General features: G+C 70.9%; 8 protein-coding genes and 1 tRNA gene. 3 read left to right on the top strand and 6 right to left on the bottom strand.

Annotation, left to right across the window (positions count from 1 at the left end; translation table 11 throughout):
- Positions 1–188 precede the first annotated feature (188 nt).
- From FJK98_RS12465 to FJK98_RS12450, 3 genes are all read left to right on the top strand, one after another.
- Positions 189–1,247, top strand: a complete 1,059-nt coding sequence (locus tag FJK98_RS12465; protein ID WP_145919166.1) for a LacI family DNA-binding transcriptional regulator — start codon at positions 189–191, stop codon at positions 1,245–1,247.
- Between the two features lie 1,315 nt (positions 1,248–2,562).
- Complete coding sequence (locus tag FJK98_RS12455) at positions 2,563–4,032, top strand: arabinofuranosidase catalytic domain-containing protein (RefSeq protein WP_145919165.1); 1,470 nt, start codon at positions 2,563–2,565, stop codon at positions 4,030–4,032.
- 50 nt (positions 4,033–4,082) lie between these two features.
- The gene (locus tag FJK98_RS12450) at positions 4,083–5,984 is read left to right on the top strand and encodes an alpha-L-fucosidase (RefSeq protein WP_145919164.1); all 1,902 of its coding nucleotides are present in this window, start codon (positions 4,083–4,085) and stop codon (positions 5,982–5,984) included.
- 85 nt (positions 5,985–6,069) lie between these two features.
- Here FJK98_RS12450 and FJK98_RS34545 read toward each other — a convergent pair whose 3' ends face one another.
- The 6 genes from FJK98_RS34545 to FJK98_RS12430 form a co-directional block, all read right to left on the bottom strand.
- Complete coding sequence (locus tag FJK98_RS34545; RefSeq protein ID WP_255470169.1) at positions 6,070–6,195, bottom strand: hypothetical protein; 126 nt, start codon at positions 6,193–6,195, stop codon at positions 6,070–6,072.
- A 207-nt stretch (positions 6,196–6,402) separates the two neighbouring features.
- On the bottom strand, positions 6,403–8,562 hold the full coding sequence (locus tag FJK98_RS12445) for a hypothetical protein (protein WP_145919163.1): 2,160 nt from the start codon (positions 8,560–8,562) through the stop codon (positions 6,403–6,405).
- A 55-nt stretch (positions 8,563–8,617) separates the two neighbouring features.
- Positions 8,618–8,745 (bottom strand) — tRNA-OTHER (locus FJK98_RS33180).
- 386 nt (positions 8,746–9,131) lie between these two features.
- Entirely contained in the window at positions 9,132–10,619 is a 1,488-nt protein-coding gene (locus FJK98_RS12440) for a hypothetical protein (RefSeq protein WP_205789426.1), read from the bottom strand.
- 3 nt (positions 10,620–10,622) lie between these two features.
- Positions 10,623–11,063 carry a hypothetical protein gene (locus tag FJK98_RS12435; RefSeq protein WP_145919162.1) on the bottom strand — a complete coding sequence of 147 codons (441 nt, stop codon included), beginning with the start codon at positions 11,061–11,063 and terminating at the stop codon, positions 10,623–10,625.
- A 59-nt stretch (positions 11,064–11,122) separates the two neighbouring features.
- Positions 11,123–20,854 carry a pre-peptidase C-terminal domain-containing protein gene (locus FJK98_RS12430; RefSeq protein ID WP_145919161.1) on the bottom strand — a complete coding sequence of 3,244 codons (9,732 nt, stop codon included), beginning with the start codon at positions 20,852–20,854 and terminating at the stop codon, positions 11,123–11,125.
- Positions 20,855–21,078 lie beyond the last annotated feature (224 nt).

The following is a 21,078-nucleotide window of genomic DNA, read 5'->3' as shown; positions in this document are numbered from 1 at the left end:
CACGGTGTCCCACCCTCTTTCACCTGCTACGAACCGATTCGAGGACGACGCGATCCACCATCGGGACTTTCGAATGTTATCGATAACGGTTTCGCGCCTACCGCAGTCGTCGACAGACGACAAGGCGGCGGTCCGGCGGCCTGAGCGGCACTGGTCAACCCCCGCACCTCGACCCATAGACTTCCTTCGTGATTGAGAAAGGCCCCGAGCAGCCACTCCGCAGACTCCGGCGCGGTGACCTGCCCATCGCCGCGATCGCCGAACTCGCCGGCGTCTCCCCACCCACGGTCTCCAAGGTCCTCAACGGCCGTCGCGGCGTGGGCGAACAGACCCGGCAGCGGGTGGAGGCACTGCTCCGCGACCACGGCTACCGACGGCGGGAGACCACCGGCACGGCCCTCTGCATCGAGGTGGTCTTCCACCAGATGCTGTCATCGATCGCCATGGAGATCCTGCTCGGTGTCCAGGGGGTCACCTCTGCCAGCGGCTACACGGTCGGCTTCACCGATGTGGGTGAGCACCTGAGAGCGGGGCAACCCTGGGCGGCGCCGCTGCTGCTGCGGCGGCCAGCCGCCGTCATCACGATGTTCTCCCTGTTCACCGCCGAGGACGGCGAGCAGTTCGCGGCGGCCGGGACACCACTCGTCGCGGTCGACCCGATCGGGAGCCTGTTTCCCACCCCCGCCGTCGGGTCGAACAACTGGAGCGGTGCCGTCGCCGCCACCCAGCACCTTCTCGACCTCGGTCATCGGCGGATCGGAGTGCTCACCGGGCCGGTCAGGGACCTGCACGCACGGGCTCGTCTGGACGGCTTCCGGGCCGCGTTGGACTACGCCGGTGTCCCGTTCGACGCAACCCTCGAACGGCACGGGATATTCACCGTCGAGGACGGCCGCGACCTCGGCGCCGAGCTGCTCGCCCGCCCGGATCCGCCGACTGCCGTCGTCTGCGGCAACGACCTGCAGGCGATGGGCGTCTACGTGGCGGCGCGGGAGGCGGGGCTGCGGATCCCTGACGATCTCAGCGTTGTCGGCTTCGACGACGTCGAATCGGCGGCGTGGCTGGCTCCGCCGCTGACCACGGTGCGGCAGCCGTTCGCCGAGATCGGTGCCACCGCCGCCCGACTCGCGCTGACCATGGTCGATGGCCGGTCGCTCAGCCAGGAACGATACGAGGTCGGCACGACTCTCGTCGCCCGTGGCAGCACCGCCCCGCCCGGCTCCGGATCGTCGGCTCCTCCGACGTGACCGAAGAACTGCGCAGGGCAGCGGGCCACCCACCGTGGCTCGTCCTGGATCACTGCCAGGACGGGACCGTAGTCCGCGCCCTGGAAGCTCGGCGTCTCGGTGAAGTAGGCCAACGCGTACGCGGTGTTCGCCGCCCACGCAACACCGGGCAGCCCAGCCACCGATGCCGCGGTGAGCGCACCGGACGCGGCCACGGCCTTGACGAGTGCTCGTCGACTGATCGCCACGGTGCGGGCCCCTTCTGTCGGCGTGCTTGTCGGTTGGCTTGGTCGAAAAGTGCAGTAGGTCTAACGAGCAGGACCGCATCGGCACAGGATGAGATTGGCCGCGACCGTGCGGCCCCAGTTCTGTCGAAGGAGCGCGGACGCCGGCTGCCAACACCGAACGTCATCAGTCCCGGTTGCACACCGGTGCGAGTCGGCACAAAGGGACCCGATCGCTGTTTGGTGACCGCCGCGCCGAAGCCACCCGGTCAGGCACTGGTGACCGGGTAGTCGACCCGACAGCCTGCGACGGCGTGGGCGGCGGTTGCGACCAGTCCGCCTGTGCCCGCCGGCACGGCGGCGAGGATGCGACTGCCCACATGGACCTTTATGGATGGATGCGGCGCCCGTCAAGATGGGACACCAATCTTCTCGAAACTTCTAAACCCTCGATCGTCGGCCGCAGTCCCTGCGGCCTGGCACCCCTGAAGGTGCTGAAATGCATCTCTGCCTGCCAACATGCGGCCGAACCCGCCCAGGTCCAACCCCCCAGGGGCGAGAATGCCCGCGTTAACAGTTTCGGATCAACCTAGCCGTCGGTGCACTCTGGAGCTGCCCGACGACGGCAAACCGCCCGCCGGGGGCACCCCAGCCCGGCTTCCCACCCACACGGGACACTCCGATCGGCACGATTTCGCACGTCCGGCCCGCCGCCGATGCGAAACCCCCACCACTCGCGAAAGCTGTCGTTCTTCCCGATCAGCTCCAGGACGCAGCGCCACCGTCATTCGTTTTCCCTGGTGGATGGGTCTTTCGCTCCCCTAGCAGGCGGTCGAGAGCAGGGTGGACCCCGGTCGCCATATCCATTGACACGCTCGTATGTGAACGTTAACTTGCTCATCAGTGCAGCAGTGTGGGTCACGCCCTCTGCCGCCGATTCGGCTGACCGTTGGCCCTGGCGTCCGGGCCGCCAGCCCCGACGGCACCGACCAGCGGACTCACCGGGCTGCACGGTTGCTCCTGCCTGCCGGAGTTCGGGCCCGACAGGCGGCGAACCGGAGGGACCCACCCCGAGTGGGCCCGTGAACTCTCGTCCACATCTGGAGGACTCCATGAAACGTGGCACTGTCTGGCGTCAAGCCTCGGGGTCGGTCGCGGCCCTGGCTACGCTGGTGCTCATCGGCAGCGGCACAGTCGGGACGCCCCAGGCGTCCGCGGCGGCCGCCGGCTGCCAGGTCACCTACACGGTCAGTTCACAGTGGCCCGGCGGCTTCGGCGCTGGCGTCACCATCACCAACCTGGGCGACCCGGTCACCAGTTGGCGGCTCACCTGGAGCTTCGACGCCGGCCAGACCGTCACCCAGCTCTGGAACGGCTCCTACACCCAGTCGGGCGCCCAGGTCGCCGTCACCAACGTGTCCTACAACGGCAGCATCCCCACCGGAGGCAGCACCTCGTTCGGCTTCAACGGCGCGGCGACCGGCAGCAACCCGGCCCCCACCACGTTCACGCTGAACGGCACGACCTGCACCGGCGGCGTCACCCCGACCACACCGCCACCCACCACACCGCCGCCGACCACCCCTCCGCCCACCACGCCCCCACCCACCACGCCGCCGCCGGGCACCCGCCTGCCCTGCGACCTCTACGCCGCCGGCAACACGCCCTGCGTGGCCGCGCACAGCACCACCCGGGCCCTGTACGCCGCGTACACCGGCAACCTCTACCAGGTCCGCCGCGCCTCGGACAACACCACCCGCAACATCACCCCACTGACCGCCGGCGGAGTCGCCAACGCCGCCGCCCAGGACACCTTCTGCGCCAACACCACCTGCCTGATCACCATCATCTACGACCAGAGCGGCCGCGGTAACCACCTCACCCAGGCGCCTCCCGGCGGTTTCCCCGGCCCCGCCCCCGGCGGATACGACAACCTCGCCAACGCCACCGCCGCCCCCACCACGCTCAACGGCCAGAAGGCGTACGGGGTGTTCGTCGCCCCCGGCACCGGCTACCGGAACAACACCACCAACGGCATCGCCAAGGGCGACCAACCCGAGGGGATGTACGCCATCCTCGACGGCACCCACTACAACGGCGGCTGCTGCTTCGACTACGGCAACGCCGAGACCAACAGCCGGGACAACGGCAACGGCACCATGGAGGCCATCTACTTCGGCAACAACAAGGTCTGGGGCTACGGCGCCGGCAACGGCCCGTGGATCATGGCCGACCTCGAGAACGGCCTCTTCTCCGGGGTCAACCAGAAGTACAACGCCAACGACCCCAGCATCAGCCACCGCTACCTCACCGCCATCGTCAAGGGCGAGCCCAACCACTGGGCCATCCGTGGCGGCAACGCCCAGTCCGGCAGCCTGTCGACCTTCTACAACGGCGCACGCCCCAACGTGGCGGGCTACAACCCGATGAAAAAGGAAGGCGCGATCATCCTCGGTATCGGCGGCGACAACAGCCACGGCGCGGCCGGCACCTTCTACGAGGGCGTGATGACCGCCGGCTACCCCACCGACGCCACCGAGAACGCCGTCCAGGCGAACATCGTCGCCGCCGGCTACCGGTGACACCTTCTGCGGCAGGTCATCCCACCACCGTCCGGGCAGGAGACCGTCCAATGTCCTCGTCCTCGCTTCGACTGACCCGCCGCGGCCTGCTCGTCGCGGGCGGCGCCACCGGCGTCGCCGCCGCCACCGGCCTGCTCGGCGTCCGCAACGCCCTGGCCACGGCAGGGCCGCAGAGCTACACGCCCACCTGGGCCTCGGTCGACCAGCACCCACCGGCCGCCGAGTGGTTCCAGGACGGCAAGTTCGGCATCTACTACCACTGGGGGGCGTTCACCGTTCCCGCGTTCGGCAACGAGTGGTACCCGCGCAACATGTACAACAACGGCTCGTACGAGAACAACCATCACAAGAGCGCGTACGGCGATCCGGCGGCCTGGCCGTACCACAACTTCATCAACGGGGCCCGCGACAAGGCGGGCAACTGGGTGCAGTTCGCGCCGAAGCTCAGATCCGCCGGCGGCAACTGGGACCCCAACGAGTGGGCCCAGTTGTTCGTCGACGCCGGGGCGAAGTTCGCCGGCCCGGTGGCCGAGCACCACGACGGCTACTCGATGTGGAACAGCAGGGTCAACGAGTGGAACTCCGTGGCGACCGGCCCGAAGCTGGACCTGCTGCGGCTGCACGCCGACGCCATCCGCGCCAAGGGTCTCAAGCTGTTCGTCTCGCTGCACCACCAGTGGAACTTCGGCGGCTATTACCAGTACGTGCCGCAGCAGTCCAGCACCACCCTGCGCAAGCTCTACGGTCAGCTCGACAACGCCACCGAGCAGCAGCTGTGGACCGACAAGCTGCGGGAGGTCATCGACGGCTACCAGCCCGATCTCATCTGGCAGGACCTCTACCTGGGCCGGATCGACGAGGCCCGGCGACTGGACTTCCTGGCGTACTACTACAACAACGCTGTCACGTGGAACCGGGACGTGGTGGTCACCTACAAGGACGGGTTCAACAACCGCGGTGAGGTCTACGACTTCGAGCGGGGCGGCCCGGCGGGCATCCAGTCCCCGTACTGGCTCACCGACGACAGCGTCTCCAGCAGCAGCTGGTGCTACACCCAGGGCATCGGCTACTACTCGACCACCGCCCTGCTGCACGCGTTGATCGACCGGGTCAGCAAGAACGGCACCATGGTCCTCAACGTCGCGCCGACGGCCGACGGTGTCATCCCCTCCGGGCAGCAGACGATCCTGCGGGGCATCGGCGACCACCTCAGGCGGTTCGGCGAGTCGATCTACGGCACCCGGGCCTGGTCCGTCCACGGCGAGGGACCCACCCAGATGGGCGGTGGGTCCTTCGTCACCCCACGCGCGGGCACCAACCGGGACATCCGGTTCACCCGCAACAAGAACAACACCGTCCTGTACGCGACGGTGCTGGGTTGGCCGGGCAGCACCCTGACCATCTCGACGATGACGTCGAGCCGGGTGAACCTGGGCAACCTGACCGGCGTGCAGCTGCTCGGCTCCACCGCCGGCACGTACGTCAACCTGCCCCGGCCCACCCAGGACGGGTCCGGCCTGCACGTCGCCATGCCCTCGGCGAGCGCTCCGTACAACGCACTCGCGTACGTGGTCAAGCTAACCTTCGTCGGCGCGACCCCCACCGCGACGCCGACCCCGACGCCGACCGGCACCACCGCGCCGCCGGCCGGCCAGGCGACGGCGAAGTACACCATCACCAACTCCTGGGCCGGTGGCTTCCAGGCCGACGTCACCGTCACCGCCGGGGCGTCGCCGATCAACGGGTGGAAGGTCTCCTGGAGCTTTCCCAACGGCCAGGCGATCACCCAGATCTGGAACGGCAGTCACACCCAGAGCGGGGCGAACGTGACGGTCGCCAACGTCGCCTACAACGGCACGCTCGCCGCAGGCGCCTCCACCACGTTCGGCTTCACCGCGACGTGGAACGGCACCAACAACCCGCCGGCCAGCATCACCTGCACCACCAGCTAGGCCCTGACGGCCGGCGACCCCCGGGTGGGGCCGGTGCCGATCTTCGGCGTCGGCCCCACCCGGGGCTCCCCGCGCCTGCCGGCCGCTACCACATCGAGAAGACCCGCCGCCATCGCGCCTGACGCCTCTCCACCACCCAGCGGCGGCGGTGCACGACGAACCCCTGCTGGTCGGCGGGCTTGCGGACGATCTCCACGGTGGTGCGCAGCATGTCACGCGCCCAGTCGACCAGACGACCGGCGAACCCGACAGTCGGCGAACACGTGCCGGATCTGCTCTTCGTGTCAAGCTGGGAAGAAGGAGAGTGGCCGGACGTCGAGGAGAGCGCGGGGGCTGAATACCAGATCCTCCGCTTGCGCGGAGGTCCCGAATCGAACGGAGTAGCAGGAAGCACCCGCATGGCCTCGACTGTCGCCGCTTACTCAGGGATCAACTCGTTGAGTCGACCCAGGGTAAATGATTCCGATCCGTCCGGCAGGTTCTCCGGCGCCTCGATGCCGACGAAGGTGACCGGCTCGTCCGGCGGCCGGCCGTCCCACACCGTCACCTCGGCCCGCGTGCGCCACCGGTCGACAAGGTACGACACGGTGAGGTACCGCCGCTCCATCAGTGCCCGCACCCGGTCGGCCGTGGTGAACGTGCTGCCCTCCACCCGGTTGAACGACGGCCATCCCCCCAGGTACAGGTGCAGCCACACCGCCTGCCAGCCACGCTCGTTCCTGGTGAACACCATCGGCAGCGCGACCCGACCCTGACCGCGCAGGTGCGACCGCGCCCGCACGGTCCGGGCGTCGAACGGTGCGCCGCCCTGGTCCCGCGTCCGGGTCTGGTACCCGAACATCGACTCGGCGACCTCGTCGAACGACTCCCCCGCGTAGATGTTGACCTGCGGAACCACGTACCGTCCACCGACGGTCAGCGGCACGTCGATGAACTCGGTCGCACCGTTGCGCGCGTCGGTGACGTCGCCGGAGTGCACCACGCCGTCGTGCCGGTAGTTCGTCCAGGACACCTGACCCGAACTGTGGAACTGGTCGTCGAGCAGCAGCAGCGACAGGTCGTAGTCGGTGCGGCGGCTGGTCTGACGCCAGTAGGTGAAGAAGCGCAGCACCTCACCGGAGACCGATGCCCGCGAGCCCCTCGGCATGACCGCGAACCCACCCTCGGCGGCCTTGCCGGACAGCGGCAGGGCGACGTCGAGCACCTTCGGGTCCACCACCAGCGGTCGTTGCCACTGCGGCAGCCGGGCGCTGATCTCGGCGTCGAGCAGCGACGACAACTCGGCCACCAACGCGGCCGGCAGCGGCGGCCGCTCGTCGGGGCCGACCCACGCCGTACGGGAGCGGCTCGCGTACATCCGGGCCGAGGCGGGGGTCAACCGGTTGTCGACGTGCTCGCGCAGCGACAGGAGCACCCGGCCCGATGCCGAGCCGAGCGCGCCGGTGACCGCGTCGACGACCGTGGTCCGCTCCGACGGTGACGCCAGCCGCAGCAGCCGGTCGGCGGATCGCAGGAGCAGGCCCGGCGCGGCCGACAGCACCGATGCGGCCGGGCCGATGGCACCGGCGCGGATCGCCGTCTCCGCGCGGCCGGCGAGGTTGTGCACCCGCCGCTGGCCGCGCGCGACCGTGAACACCTCCTGCGCGTGCGGCCACTGGTCGTACTCGTGGGGGTGCAGCCGTTCCCCGAGCCGCTTCCAGCGCTCCGCGTAGCGCGCGACGTCACCGAGCTTGTCGGGGTGCGCGGCGACGACCTCGTTCAGCGCGGCTAACAGCATCCGCCGCTCCGGACGGCGGAAGGCACGAAACCGCGTGGGCGTCGCCAGCGAGACGTCTCCGCCGGAGACCTGGCAGGCGAGGCGCAGCACGTCGGTCGTCGTGTCCACGCCGACCAGCGGCCGACCGAGGACGAGCCGGATCCCGTTGAGGACGGCGCGGTTCTCCCGTACCGGGATCTCGGTCGGCTGCGCGCCGTCCGCACAGGCCACCGCCAGTTCGCTGAGGATGGCGAGGTCGGCCTCGCCGTGCGGCGTCGGGCTGCCGGCCAGGGCCAGGTAGAGCCGTGCCGCCTCCACCTCGGAGGTGTCACCGAGATGCAGCAGGGTCACCCGGTCACCGGCCGCGGTGACCAACGTGTCGTGCGCGGCCAGCAGCTCCGCGTAGGTGTGCTGGTAGGTGCCGTAGGCCGGCAGGTCGAGCAGGTTCACCCCGCCCGCGACGGCGGCGTGGCGCAGCTGCGCGTCGGTCGCCGTGCCCCCGCCGGTCAGCACGGCCGCCCGCAGCCGGTCGACCCAGAACTCGATGGTGTCCGGCACGTCGTGCGGGAAACCGATGAAGTAGGCGTTGTGCTGGACGTGATCGCCGACCAGCTCGCGTACCGCCGAGACGACCGTGGCGGCGAGGTCCATCGCCGGTGCGGGGGCCAGGGCGCCGACGTGCTCCAGCAGGGCCCGCGAGGCGGAGAACCCGACATCGAGCAGCGTCGCGTCCAGCTGCCGGGCCACCGTCGTGCCGTCGCCGGCCGCAGCCGTGCTCGCCGGTACGCGCAGGGTCTTCTGGATGATCAGCTTCTCGATCACGTGCTCCTCCGTTCCGGTCGGTTGCGGCAGGTGGCGGCGCGCAGCAGTGGCACAGTGGGTCGCCGGGGACTCGAACCCCGAACCCTCCGATCCAACAGGGAGAAGGAAGCGCAGCCATCGCCGCACAGCGGAGGGCGGACGCGCTACTCAGTCGGATGCTCTAGCCAGTTGAGCTAGCGACCCAGATGTCGATCATCCATGAGCCGGGTCGACATGGCTACCGGGATTCGACGTCTCCGCCGGGTGGGCCGGATCAGGCGGGGGTCTATCCGGGCGGTGGCCGCCCGTCGGGCCGGGGCCTCGCTGCCGCTGGGGGCCGCAGTCCTGGACGCCGAAGGGCGCCGGACGGTCTCGCCGAGAACGTCCTGAGCGGCGACGGGGACCGCTACGAGCGCCTGCTCCCGGGCAGCGGGCACCTCGTTCCCGTCGACGCCCGCCGACCTCGCGGCGATCGTGGCGGCGACCGCGGCCCGCGTCTGACCCCGAGCGGGTACCCGGGTCGACGCCGGGGGTGCCCATCATGGTGATGAGCTGCGGAAGCTGAAGATCGGGCCGGTGCGGCTGGCGTGCTAGTCGGCCAGTTCGACGAGGGGGAAGGCCCGGTGTCGCCGGGGCGGAATCAGGAAGTTCTGTCGGCGGGTGCAGGTCAGGAAGCGTTCCAGGCCGTTGTCCTGCTCGGCCACCCGGTGCTTGCGTACCAGGTCCACCGAGGCCTGGCTGCGTCGCATCCGGGCGAAGAAGTCCGCGGTCGGCACGAAGACGCTGAAGTGCAGCTTCGGTTGGCTGCTGCCGTCCGGGGTGTCCATCGGGTCGAAGCCCGGGCCGTCCACCCGTAGGTGCATGGGGGTGCCGTCGGATGCCCGGGAACTGCGCTGCAGGGTGGACAGGTGGCCCATCCGTCGCTCGCCCCGGGGCAGGCCGATCCCCCGGGCGGTGCGCTCGGCGTAGTCCGGGCCACGGTTCTCGGCGGGGAGGAACGACGGTCCGCCGCCGTCGGTGAGCTGGTCGGGGTTGCCGGGGTGCACCGGTGGGGCGTGGAACATGTACTGCACCCGCTTGGTGAAGTTGCCGTTGTCGCTGGGCGGGGTGCCCGGCGCGGCCATGTCGTAGAACTGGAGCATGTCGAGGATGACGTGTGACAGGTGCTGGATGCTGCCGTTGTCGAGGTAGTCGCCGGGGCGGGCGGTGCTCAGCCGGGCCGAGGGGTGGCCGGCGAAGGTGCAGATCTCCGGTGGCCCGGACGCGTTGACCTGCTGGTCGGAGAAGCCCATCCACATCGGCGAGTCGGGTTGGATGAACCGGGCGTACGGCAGTTGGTTCTGTTCGGCCACCGAGCGGGGCAGGCCGACCTGGGTGAACATGTGCCGGCTGGAGGTGATCGTGAGCAGTCCGGCGAAGGCCGGCGGGGGTGTCGGCCGGCCGGCGAGCGTGCCGTTGCCGTCGAACCAGGCCAGCACGTCCTGGATCACCGCCGCGCGGTCGCTGCGGACGGTGAACAGCAGGTCGTTCGTCTCGATCCGGACCGGCACGGTGAACCGTTTCTTGGTCACCGTGGGGTTGTCCGGGTGGACGTCGGTCGGCGCGGGGACGGCCTCATCCAGCACCGAGCGGGTCGGGTCGGCGAGCAGGCGGGGCAGGTGCGTGCCGACCAGGTCGCCGGTGAGACCGCCGGGTAGGCGGCGGAAGTAGGGCAGGCCGTAGGAGACGAAGGTCATCAGGTTCGCCGCGCCGAACGGGTAGCGGGACTCCAGGGCGGCGAGCACCCGGGTCAGTTCCCGTTGGTCGTCGCCGTCGGGGGTGCGCGACAGTGCGGCGGTCAGGTAGACGGTGTGCACCGGTGGCATGACGAACGGGCCGCCGGTGGGCGAGGACTGCTCGGGTGCGCTGAACCGGGCCACGTCGAACTGGATGTCGGGCAGCCCTGCGGCCGGGTCGGGGGCGGCCGGGCGGGCCGGGGTACGCGCGTCGGCCGAGCAGGCGGCGAGGGCTGAGGCGGCCATGGCCAGTGCGCCGCCGGCCAGCATGGTGCGGCGGCTGAGTCGGGGGTGGTCGTTCATGCCTCAGCTCGACCGGTCGAGCGCGCCGCGCAGCGCCTCGCCGAGTTCTTCGTCGTCGGGGGTGGTGAGCCGCACCGTGTGTTCGGTGAGCTCGACGAAGCCTTCCCGGGCTCCGCCGTTTCGGGTGGGGCTGACCAGCACCACGTCGGCGTCGCACTCGACGCCGACGTGGCGGGTGCCTTTGGCGTAGATGGCGTAGGAGCGGGCCCCGAGCGCGTCGAGGACCGGCGCGAGCGGCGACGCCACCCGGAGATCGGGGGTTGGTACGCCGGTGCGGGAAGCGTCGAGCATCCGGCGCATCGCCGCGCCCAGCTCTCGATCTCCAGTCGATGTGTCGAGGATGTCGAAGACGCCGTTGGCGATCCACATGCCGTCGGTGCAGAGCGAGGAGGAGTATGCGACGTAGCGCCCTCTGCGCAGGTCGAGTGCAGCGAGTCTGGTCATCGGTGTCCTCGGTGTAGAGGGGGACGCCCCCGGGCTGCCTGTGGAACGCCCATGGCGGCCTATCTGATCGGGATGATCCGCACGGTCACCCCCTTCTGGGCACCGTACTGGACAATCTGGTTGAGCGTGTTGCGCTGGGCGCCGGTGGCCGCGCCGCGCTGGACGGCGATCTCCAACTCACGGGCGGTGACCTCCCCCGGTCTGATGGTTCTGTGGGCCCAGTCCACCTTGCTGCTCGTGGCGAAGTCAGCCACCTTGTCGACGTAGCCCTGAAGGCGGCTGGTGAGCTGGCCGGCGCTCTGGTAGCTCTTCGCGGTGAGGTCGATGCTCTTGATGCTGGTGGCGGTGCCGTTGGCGAACCGGTCGATGGTCGGGAAGCCGCGGGGCAGGTTGCCGCCGAGTTTGGCCTCGATGGCGAGGCCGCGCTCGAACTGGTTGAGCTTCCACACCGAACTGCCGGCCTTGAGGTACGCGCCGAGGCCACCGGTGAGCGCCCCCAGTCCGCCGCCGATGGCGAAGTCCTTCAGGGCGTCGCCCATGCTGTACTTGCGGCCGGTCAGCGCGGCCAGGCCCGCGCCGATGCCGACCGAGGAGGCACCGCCGATCAACGCCCCGATCAGGATCGGCACGATCGGGAATTCGCCGTTGGGGTCGGAGAGGTTGACCGGGTCGTTGAGGGCGTACGTGTAGAGGTTGGTGCTGCCGCCGCCGAACCCGGCCGGGTCCTGGCTGAGGAACCGGCCCGTCTCCGGGCTGTACCAGCGGGCCCGGTGGTAGGTCAGCCCGGTGTCGGCGTCGCGTTCCCGGCCGGTGAAGCCCTGGGTGTTGCCGCTGGTCGCGCCGCTGGTGGTGACCGCACCGAAGGGGTCGTAGGTGTACCGGGTGGTCAGCGTGCCGGCGGCGTCGGCCAGGCCGAGCACGCTGCCGAGCGCGTCGGTGACCGGCACCCGGGCGCCGGCGGCGTCGGTGCGGGTCAGCGTCTGGTCCAGCCCGGCGGTGAGCCGGTCGGCCACCGCCGCACCGGTCTGCTCCCGGACCAGGTTCGGGCCGTCGTAGCCGAAGGTGGTGGTGGCTCCGGCGGCGGTCCGGCTGGCCAGCCTGCCGGCGGCGTCGTAGCCGTAGGCGGTGGTCAGGCCCGGCCCGGTCACCCCGGTCAGCTCACCCCGGGCGTTCCAGGTGTAGCCGCGGACGCCGTCGCCGGTCAGGTTGCCCTCGTCGTCGTAGCCGAACGTCTGCCCACCTCGGCTGGTCAGCCGGTTCGCCGCGTCGTAGCTGGCCGTCGGCCCGGTGGCGGGGACGGTGACCTGGGCGAGGCTGCCGGTCAGGCTCGCCACCCGACCGGTGCCGTCGTAGCCGTAGCGGAGATCGCCGATCGGCACCCCGCCGGTGGTCTCGTAGGACAGCCGGGTGAGCTGGGAGGCGGCGTCGTAGGCGTACCGGGTGGTGACGCCGGCCTGGTCGACCCGGGTGGTGCGGCCGGCGGCGTCCCGCTGCCAGGTGGCGGTGGTGCCGCCCTGGGTGATCTGCTCGATCAGTCCGGTCGGGTCGTAGCTGTAGGAGACGGCGGGTTGGCCGGGCACGGTCATGGCGGAGCGTCGGCCGGCCGCGTCGTAGCTGTAGCCGACGGTGCCGGTCGGGCCGGCGACGCTGACGACCTGGTCGAGGTCGTTCCAGCCGAGGGTGAGCAGGCCACCGGTGGAGTCGTTGATGGTGGTGAGCCGGTCGAGGGTGTCGTAGCTGAACTGTTTGGTGCTCTCGTAGGTCGGGCCGGCGGTGGCGCCGTATCCGATGAAGGTGGTGCGGCCGAGGACGTCGTACTCGGTGACGGTGGTCTTGCCGCGCCGGTCGGTGGCCGAGACGACCCGGCCGAGCACGTCGTAGGTCTGGTGGGCCTGCTTGCCGCGGGGGTCGGTGACGGTGACGGGGCGGTCGGAGCTGTCGTAGGTGACGCCGGTGCTGTTGCCGCGGGCGTCGGTGACCGTGGTCAGGTTGCCGTTGCCGTCGTAGCTGAAGGTGGTGGCCCGGCCGAGGCCGTCGGTGCTGGTGACGACCTGGTTGTCCGGGTCGTAGCGGACCTGTTCCAGGACTCCGTTGGCGTCGGTGACCGCGACCGGGCGGCCGACGGCGTCGATGAAGCTGCGGGTGGTCCTGCCCAGCGGGTCGGTCACCGCGACCAGGTCGCCGTGTTCGTAGGTGTAGCGGGTGGTGTTGCCGAGCGGGTCGGTGAACGCGGTGACCTGGCCGGCGGTGTTGTAGGTGTAGTGCCGGGTGCGGCCGGCGGCGTCGGTGGCGGCGGTGAGGTCGCCCCGGTCGTCGTACTGCATCCGGGTGGTGCGGCCCTGGTCGTCGGTGACCGAGGTGAGCTGCCGGTACGGCCCGCCGGAGGTGAGGGTGGCGGACTGCGCGGCGGCGGTGCCGGCGAGCGTGGTGAGTCCGGTGAGCTGCCCGTCGGGTCCGTATCCGAGGGTGGTGCGCCGTCCGTACGGGTCGACCAGCGCGGTCGGCAGGTGGGTTGCGGGGTCGCGGGTGGTGGTCGAGGTGCGGGCGTGGGTGGTGCCGGCGGCGGTGGTCTCGGTGGTCACCCGGCCGGCTGTGTCGAAGCGGGTCTCGCGGATGCTGCCGTCGGGTTCGGTGACCGCCGTCTTCACCACCTTGCCGGCGGAGTCGGTGGTGTAGGTGAAGCCGTAGGTGACGCCGCCGGGCATGGTCTGGGTGGCGACGCGGCCGGCGGAGTCGTAGCTGTTGGTGAGGTAGGTGATGCCCCGGGCGTCGGTGACCGTGGTCATCCGGTGCGCGGTGTCGTAGGTGTAGGTGGTGGTCCGGCCGCCCGGCGAGGTGACCGTGGTGAGCCGGCCGGCGGAGTCGTAGCCGTACTGCACGGCCCGACCGGCGTTGTCCTGGGCCCGGGTGACCCGGCCGGCGGTGTAGCTGAGCTTGATCCAGCGGCCGTTGGGCGAGGTGATCTGGGTGATGTCGCCGGCCTGTCCGCCGCTTGCGCGGGTGAGGGTGATCTGGTTGCCGTGCCGGTCCCGGATGGACTGGAGTGGGGTGTTCTCCCCGAAGACGTAGACCATGCCGTCGGTGCGGACGAGGTCCCAGCCGTCGCCGTTCCAGCTCATCACCGCGTCGCGGAACGGTCCGGTGGTGTCGACGGCGGTGAACACCGCGTCGACCCAGCCGGTGCCGGGGCTGGTCCGCACGAGGTGGACCTTGCCGCTGTCCGGGAGGATCAGGTCGGCCTCGACGTACTCCTGCTTGGAGTTGATGAAGATGCCGTAGGTGAAGTTCGCGCCGATGCCGAACTCGCGGTTCTGGGTGTCGTTCTGCCGGTAGGTGCGGGTGATCGAGATGGGCAGTACGTCGTTGACGGTCAGGTCGGTGTGTTCGTCGACGAACAGGCCGCTGGCCAGGTCGACCGGGTCGCCGCCGTCGTCGCCGTCCTCGCCCGGGCCGGTGCCGGCGGGGCGTTTGCCGCTGCCGTTGAACATCGCCCCGGTGAATTCCCAGACCCGCACGTCGGGGTCGGGCATGATCTGCCGGCCGTCGGGGGTGACGGTGCCGTGGCCGTAGATGTACCAGCCGGCCTGCGCGCCGGTGACCGCGCAGACGGCGGGGGTTTTCGCCGTGGTGGTGGGCTTCTTCGGGTAGGACTTCACCGGCGTCTTGACGCAGGGCCGGCGGCCCGGGTCGTAGTCCCAGAAGTCGAGCCGGCTGCCGGGGGCGAGGCCCTGGGTGTTCGGGTAGATGATCTGGGCGCCCTCGGGCAGGATGACCGCGCCGCCGGGCTGCACGGTGAAGTAGACGGGGGTGCGTACCCCGGCCGGGAGCGGGAACGGCGGCTGGTTGACGGGCAGGGCGGTGATGGACAGTTCGGTGACCCGCTTGCCGGCCCGGTCGCGGATCACCGAGCCCTGGGGCAGCCGCACCTCGAAACCGGGGATGGCCGGGGTGGTGATGACGGTCTGCTTGCGGGTGGGTGAGGGGAAGCGGACGCTGTTGGCGGTGTCGAGGCGGGTCATCCAGATCGGGTAACCCAGCTCGGTGGTCTCCCCCGCCCGCAGGTCCACCCCGGTTTCGAAGCGGCCGAACGCCCGGCCGGGGCGGCTCGCCGTCTTCCCGTCGATGACCAGGACGTGGTGGCCGGCGGTGAGTCCGGTGAGCAGGAACCGGCCGGTGGCGTCGGTGCGGGTGCTGCGCCGGCCCACCGTGAGGGTGACGTCGGTGAGCGGCTGGCCGTTGAGCAGCAGGGCCTGCCCGGCGAGGGCGGTGACGCCCCGGTCGGCCCGCAGTGTCGGTTGGAGGTGGCCGTGGGCGCCGGTGCGGTGGCTTGACCAGTCCTCGCCGGCGAGGTTGAACCGGTCCGGGGTCCATGCCTCGGTGGGGTCGCCTGCGGGCCGGGCCGGTGTCTTCGTCGACGGCGTCCTCGTCGCGGGTGCGGCTGCGGCCGGCAGCCGTACCTCGCCGGTGATGGTGCCGACGGTGCCCGCGGACGGGTCGACGAGGACGGTGTACGTGCCGGCCACCGGCAGGGTGACGGCGCTGAGGGTGCAGGTGTCGCCGCAGTACACGCTACTGCCGAGGTTCGTGCCGTCCGGTTTGCGGATGACCACCGTGGCGTTGTAGCGGGTGTAGGTGCCGGCGGTCATCGCCACGGTGACCACCTGGCCGGCGCTGCCGGGGAAGGTGAGGGTGGCGTTCTGGCCGGGCACGGTGGTGGTCAGGGTGGCCGCCGCACCGCCGGGGGTGACGGCTGCGGTGGCGTCGGCCGGGACGTCGTGGACCTGGAGGGTGACCGCGCCGGTGTACATGCCGTCGGGGTTGAGCAGGATGCTGTACGTGCCGGCCACCGGCAGGGTGACGGCGTCGAAGAAGCAGGTCGCCCCGCAGTACGCGCTGCTGCCGAGGTTCGTGCCGTCCGGCTTGCGGATGACCACCGTGGCGTTGTAGGTGCCGTAGCTGCCGGCGCTGCCCTGCACCGCGATGCGCTGCCCGGCGGTGCCGGGGAACGACAGCACCGCGTTCTGGCCGGGGGCGGTGGTGGTCAGGGTGACCGCGCTGCCGCCCGGGGTCGTGCCGGCGGCCGCGTCGGCCGGGACGTCGTAGATCCGCAGGGAGACCGTGCCGGTGTACATGGTGTCGGGGTTGAGCAGGATGCTGTACGTGCCGGCGACCGGCAGGGTGGTGACGTCGAAGAAGCACGTCGCCCCGCAGTACGTGCTGCTGGTCAGGTTCGACCCGTCCGGTTTACGCACGATCGCCGTCGCGTTGTACGTGCCGTACGTGCCGCCGGTGCCCTGCACCACGATCCGCTGACCCGCCGCGCCGGTGAAGGACAGCACCGCGTTCTGCCCCGGAGCGGTGGTGGTCACCGGTACGGCCGGGCCGCCGATGGTGGTGCCGACCGTCGTGTCCGTCGGCACGTCGTAGACCCGGAGGGTCACCGCGCCGGTGTACATGGCGTCGGGGTTGAGCAGGATGCTATACGTGCCGGCGACCGGCAGGGTGGTGACGTCGAAGAAGCACGTCGCCCCGCAGTACGTGCTGCTGGTCAGGTTCGACCCGTCCGGCTTACGCACGATCGCCGTCGCGTTGTACGTGCCGTACGTGCCGCCGGTGCCCTGCACCACGATCCGCTGACCCGCCGCGCCGGTGAAGGACAGCACCGCGTTCTGCCCCGGAGCGGTGGTGGTGAGGGTGACGCCGGCTCCGCCGGGGGCCGTGTCGGCGGTGACGTCGGCCGGCACGTCGTGGACCCGGACGGTGAGCGCGCCGGTGTAGGTGGAGGCCGGGTCGATCAGGATGCTGTACGTGCCGGTGACCGGGAGCACCGTCGTGTCGAACAGGCACGTCGCACCGCAGTACGTGCTGCTGGTCAGGTTCGACCCGTCCGGTTTACGCACGATCGCCGTCGCGTTGTACGTGCCGTACGTGCCGCCGGTGCCCTGCACCAGGATCCGCTGTCCTGCGGTGCCGGGGAACGTCACCACGGCGTTCTGCCCGGGGCTGACGGTGGTGACGGTGACCGGGTCGCCGCCGGGGGTGGTGCCGACGGTGGCGTCTACGGGCACGTCGAACACCTGCACGGTGAGGCTGCCGACGGCCGCCGCCGCCGGGTCGACCAGCATCGTCCAGGTGCCGGCCGTGGTGAGCGGCACCGAGCTGAACGAGCAGCTCGTCGCGCAGGACGAGGAGCTGACCGCGCTGCCGTTGGGTGCGCGCAGCGTCGCGGTCACGCTGCCGCCGCCGAACGCGCCCGCGGTGAGGCTGACGGTGACGACCTGCCCGGCGGTGCCGGGGAACGACACGACGGCGTTCTGTCCCGGCACGGTGGTGGTCACCGACACCGCCGCCCCGCCGGGGCTGGTGGTCGCGGTGGTGTCGGCGGGCACGGCGTACACCCGGGTGGTGAGCGTCCCGACGGCGGTCGTCCTCGGGTCGACCAGCAGGGTGTAGGTGCCCTCGACCGGCAGGGTGGCGGTGTCCAGGAAGCACGAGGTGCCGCAGGAGGTGTTCGACACGACCGTGCTGCCGTCGGGACGGCGCAGCGTCACCGTCGCCTCGGACGAGCCGAACGTCCCACCGGACAGCTGCACCGCCACCCGCTGCCCCGCGCTCGCCGGGAACGACACGACGGCGTTCTGTCCCGGCACCGTGGTGGTCACCGACACCGCCGCCCCGCCGGGGCTGGTGGTCGCGGTGGTGTCGGCGGGTACGGCGTGCACCTTGACGGTGATGGCGCCGACGACTGTGCCCTTCGGGTCGACCAGGATGGTGTACGTGCCGGCCGCCGGCAGTGTGGCGGTGTCGAGGAAGCACGAGGTGCCGCAGGAGGTGTTCGACACGACCGTGCTGCCGTCGGGACGACGTAGCGTCACCGTCGCCTCGGACGAGCCGAACGTCCCACCGGACAGCTGCACCGCCACCCGCTGCCCCGCGCTCGCCGGGAACGACACGACGGCGTTCTGTCCCGGCACGGTGGTGGTCACCGACACCGCCGCCCCGCCGGGGGTGGTGTTGGCGACCGCGTCGTTGGGCAGGTCGTAGACGCGGGCGGTGATCGCGCCGAGGGTGGTGCCGGTCGGGTTGACCAGCACGGTGTACGTGCCGCTGGTCGGGAGGGTGATCGCGTTGAACGAGCAGCTGGTGCCGCAGTAGTTCTCGCTGACCAGGGTGGAGCCGTCCGGGGCGCGTAGTGTCACGCCGGCGTCGTAGGTGCCGAAGGTGCCGCCGCTGAGGGTGACCGTGACGACCTGCCCGGCCGTGCCGGGGAAGGCGATGGTCGCGTTCTGGCCCGGGACGGTGGTGGTCACCGACACGGCCGCCCCACCGGGGCTGGTGGTCGCCGAGGCGTCGGCCGGCACGTTGTGGACCTGGACGGTGGCCTGGCCGAGGTAGGTGGTGTCCGGGTTGAGCAGGATGGTGTAGGTGCCGTCGACCGGGAGGGTCACCGTGTCGAAGAAACACGACCCGCCGCAGTACCCGCTGCCGGTCAGGTTCGACCCGTCCGGCCTGCGCACCACCGCCGACGCGTTGTACGTGCCGTACGTGCCACCGGTGAACTGCACCGACACCCGCTGCCCGGCGGTGCCGGCGAATGCGACCACGGCGTTCTGCCCCGGGACGGTGGTGGTGACGGTGACCGGGGCGCCGCCCGGGCTGGCGGTCGCCGTGGCGTCCGCCGGCACCAGGTGGACCTGCACCGCAGCCTGGCCGACGGTGACCCCGTCGGGGTTGAGCAGGATGGTGTAGGTGCCGTCGACCGGGAGGGTCACCGTGTCGAAGAAACACGACCCGCCGCAGTACCCGCTGCCGGTCAGGTTCGACCCGTCCGGCCTGCGCACCACCGCCGACGCGTTGTACGTGCCGTACGTGCCACCGGTGAACTGCACCGACACCCGCTGCCCGGCGGTGCCGGCGAATGCGACCACAGCGTTCTGCCCGACGGTGGTGCTCACGGTGACCGCGCCGGCCCCGGGGGTGGCGGTCGCCGTCGTGTCGGCCGGGACGTCGTGGACCTGCACGGTGACCGCGCCGACGTAGCTGGTGTCGGGGTTGAGCAGGATGGTGTAGGTGCCGTCGACGGGTAGCACCGTGGTGTCGAAGAGGCACGACTGGCCGCAGTATCCGCTGCCGGTCAGGTTCGAGCCGTCCGGTTTGCGTACCACCGCCGACGCGTTGTAGGTGCCGTACGTTCCGCCGGTGAGCTGGACGAGGACCCGCTGGCCGGCGGTGCCGGGGAACGAGATGACGCTGTTCTGGCCGGGCACCGTCGTGGTCGCCGTGACCTGCGGGCCGCCGGGTGTGGTGGCCGCCGTGGCGTCGGCCGGCACGTCGTACACCTGGACGGTGATCGCCCCGGTGGCGGCGGCCTGCGGGTCGACGACGAGGGTGTAGGTGCCCTGGGTCGGCAGCACGGTGGTGTCGAGGAAGCAGGCGGTGCCGCAGGAGCCGTTGGAGACGACCGTGCCGCCGCCCGGCTTGCGCAGGGTCACGGCGGCGTTGTAGGTGCCGTAGGTGCCACCGCCGAGTTTGACCGAGACCCGCTGTCCGGTGCTGCCGGCGAAGGTCACGGCGGCGTTCTGCCCGGGCACGGTGGTGGTGACGGTGACCGCTTCGCCGCCGGCCGTGGTGTCGGTCGTGGCATCGGCCGGCACCTCCCGTACGGTCGCGGAGATCGAGCCGGTGGCCGCGCTCGCCGCCGCCAGCAGCAGCGTGTACGTGCCCGCCGTACGGGCGGTGACCGTGTCGATGAAGCCGGTGGCCCCGACGCACCCGGCCGACGTCGCGGTACGCCCGAACGGGTCGAGGAGTTTGGCGGTGGAGATGCCACAGGAGCCGAAGGTGCCGTCGGCGAGTTGCACGCTCGCCCGTTGTCCTTCGGTCAGGTCGAACACGACCAGCGCGATGTCGCCGGCGCTGGGGATCGGCACGGAGGTGGTGACGCCGAGCGCGACCCGGGCGGTGTGCGCCACGTCGGCCACGGTGTAGGGGGCGGGCGCGACGAACACGTCGGCGGCGCTCTGCCCGCTGCCGTGGGCGGTGCGGACGCCGATACGGCCGGAGGCGACGCCGGTGGGGACCTCGACGGTCAGGTTGCCGGAGGCGGCGGTCGAGGTGAAGGCGCGGGTGCGGTTGAGGGTGACGGCGTTGTCGGCGGTCTGGGCGGCGAAGCCGGTTCCGGTGACGGTGACGGTGCTGCCGGGCGTCACGACGGAAGGCGTCACGGCGGTGACGGTGGGCGCGGACTCGTCGGGCCCGGTGACCACGAAGGACTGTGGGCTGGTCGCGGTGACCCCGCCGACGGTGACGGTGACCAGGCCGGTGGTCGCTGCGGCGGGGATCCGCGCGACCAGACGCCGGCCGGTGGCTGTGGTGACGGTGGCGGGGACGCCGTTGAACGCGACGGTGTTCTCGGCCGCCACCGTGGAGAAGCAGCCGCCCTCCAGGGTCACCTCGGTGCCGACGGCGGCGCGGGCCGGCACCACCGACAGCAGGGCCAGGGCGGGGGCGGGGGTGCCGTCGTTGCTGACCGAGGTGGTGTTGCCGGTGGGGTCGTACCGGTAGCGGGCGGTCCGGCCGCCCTGGTCCTGCACCCCGGCCAGTTGTCCGGCGGCGTCGTAGGCGTAGCCGATGGAGTCGCAGGAGACCGAGGCCGGGACCATGTCCGGCAGGTCCGCCCGGACGGCGAAGGCCAGCAGCAGGACGAGGGTGGCGAGCGTCGCGGTCGAGCGCAGCCGGGCACCTGCCCAGACCCTCGATCGGATGGTGCGGCGGTCGAGCGGTCCCGACATGCTGCCTCCTCAGACGCAACTTCTGGTGGCAAGATAGGCGACATCCATCAACCGAAATAGATGGCCGGGTGAACAGCGCATCCCCCGCATTGATCACCCACGGTGATCGGGTCATCTACCGGCAGAAACGGTGGGCGGCCCGCCGGAGGTGTCAGCTATAGGACAGTTGATTGTGTAGTCCGATCACGGGCAAAAGTGGGCAGGTCAGGGCTCTGCCGATTGAT

Origin of the sequence: Micromonospora sp. HM134 (genome assembly GCF_007833915.1) — a bacterium.
Lineage (GTDB): Bacteria > Actinomycetota > Actinomycetes > Mycobacteriales > Micromonosporaceae > Micromonospora > Micromonospora wenchangensis.
This window is presented reverse-complemented; position numbering and strand designations above follow the sequence as displayed.

Bases quoted from the DNA above. Each gene is read 5' to 3' on its own strand.
- FJK98_RS12455 (WP_145919165.1), top strand. From the start codon at position 2,563: ATGAAACGTGGCACTGTCTGGCGTCAAGCCTCGGGGTCGGTCGCGGCC.
- FJK98_RS12450 (WP_145919164.1), top strand. From the start codon at position 4,083: ATGTCCTCGTCCTCGCTTCGACTGACCCGCCGCGGCCTGCTCGTCGCG.
- FJK98_RS34545 (WP_255470169.1), bottom strand. From the start codon at position 6,195: ATGCTGCGCACCACCGTGGAGATCGTCCGCAAGCCCGCCGACCAGCAG.
- FJK98_RS12440 (WP_205789426.1), bottom strand. From the start codon at position 10,619: ATGAACGACCACCCCCGACTCAGCCGCCGCACCATGCTGGCCGGCGGC.
- FJK98_RS12435 (WP_145919162.1), bottom strand. From the start codon at position 11,063: ATGACCAGACTCGCTGCACTCGACCTGCGCAGAGGGCGCTACGTCGCA.
- FJK98_RS12430 (WP_145919161.1), bottom strand. From the start codon at position 20,854: ATGTCGGGACCGCTCGACCGCCGCACCATCCGATCGAGGGTCTGGGCA.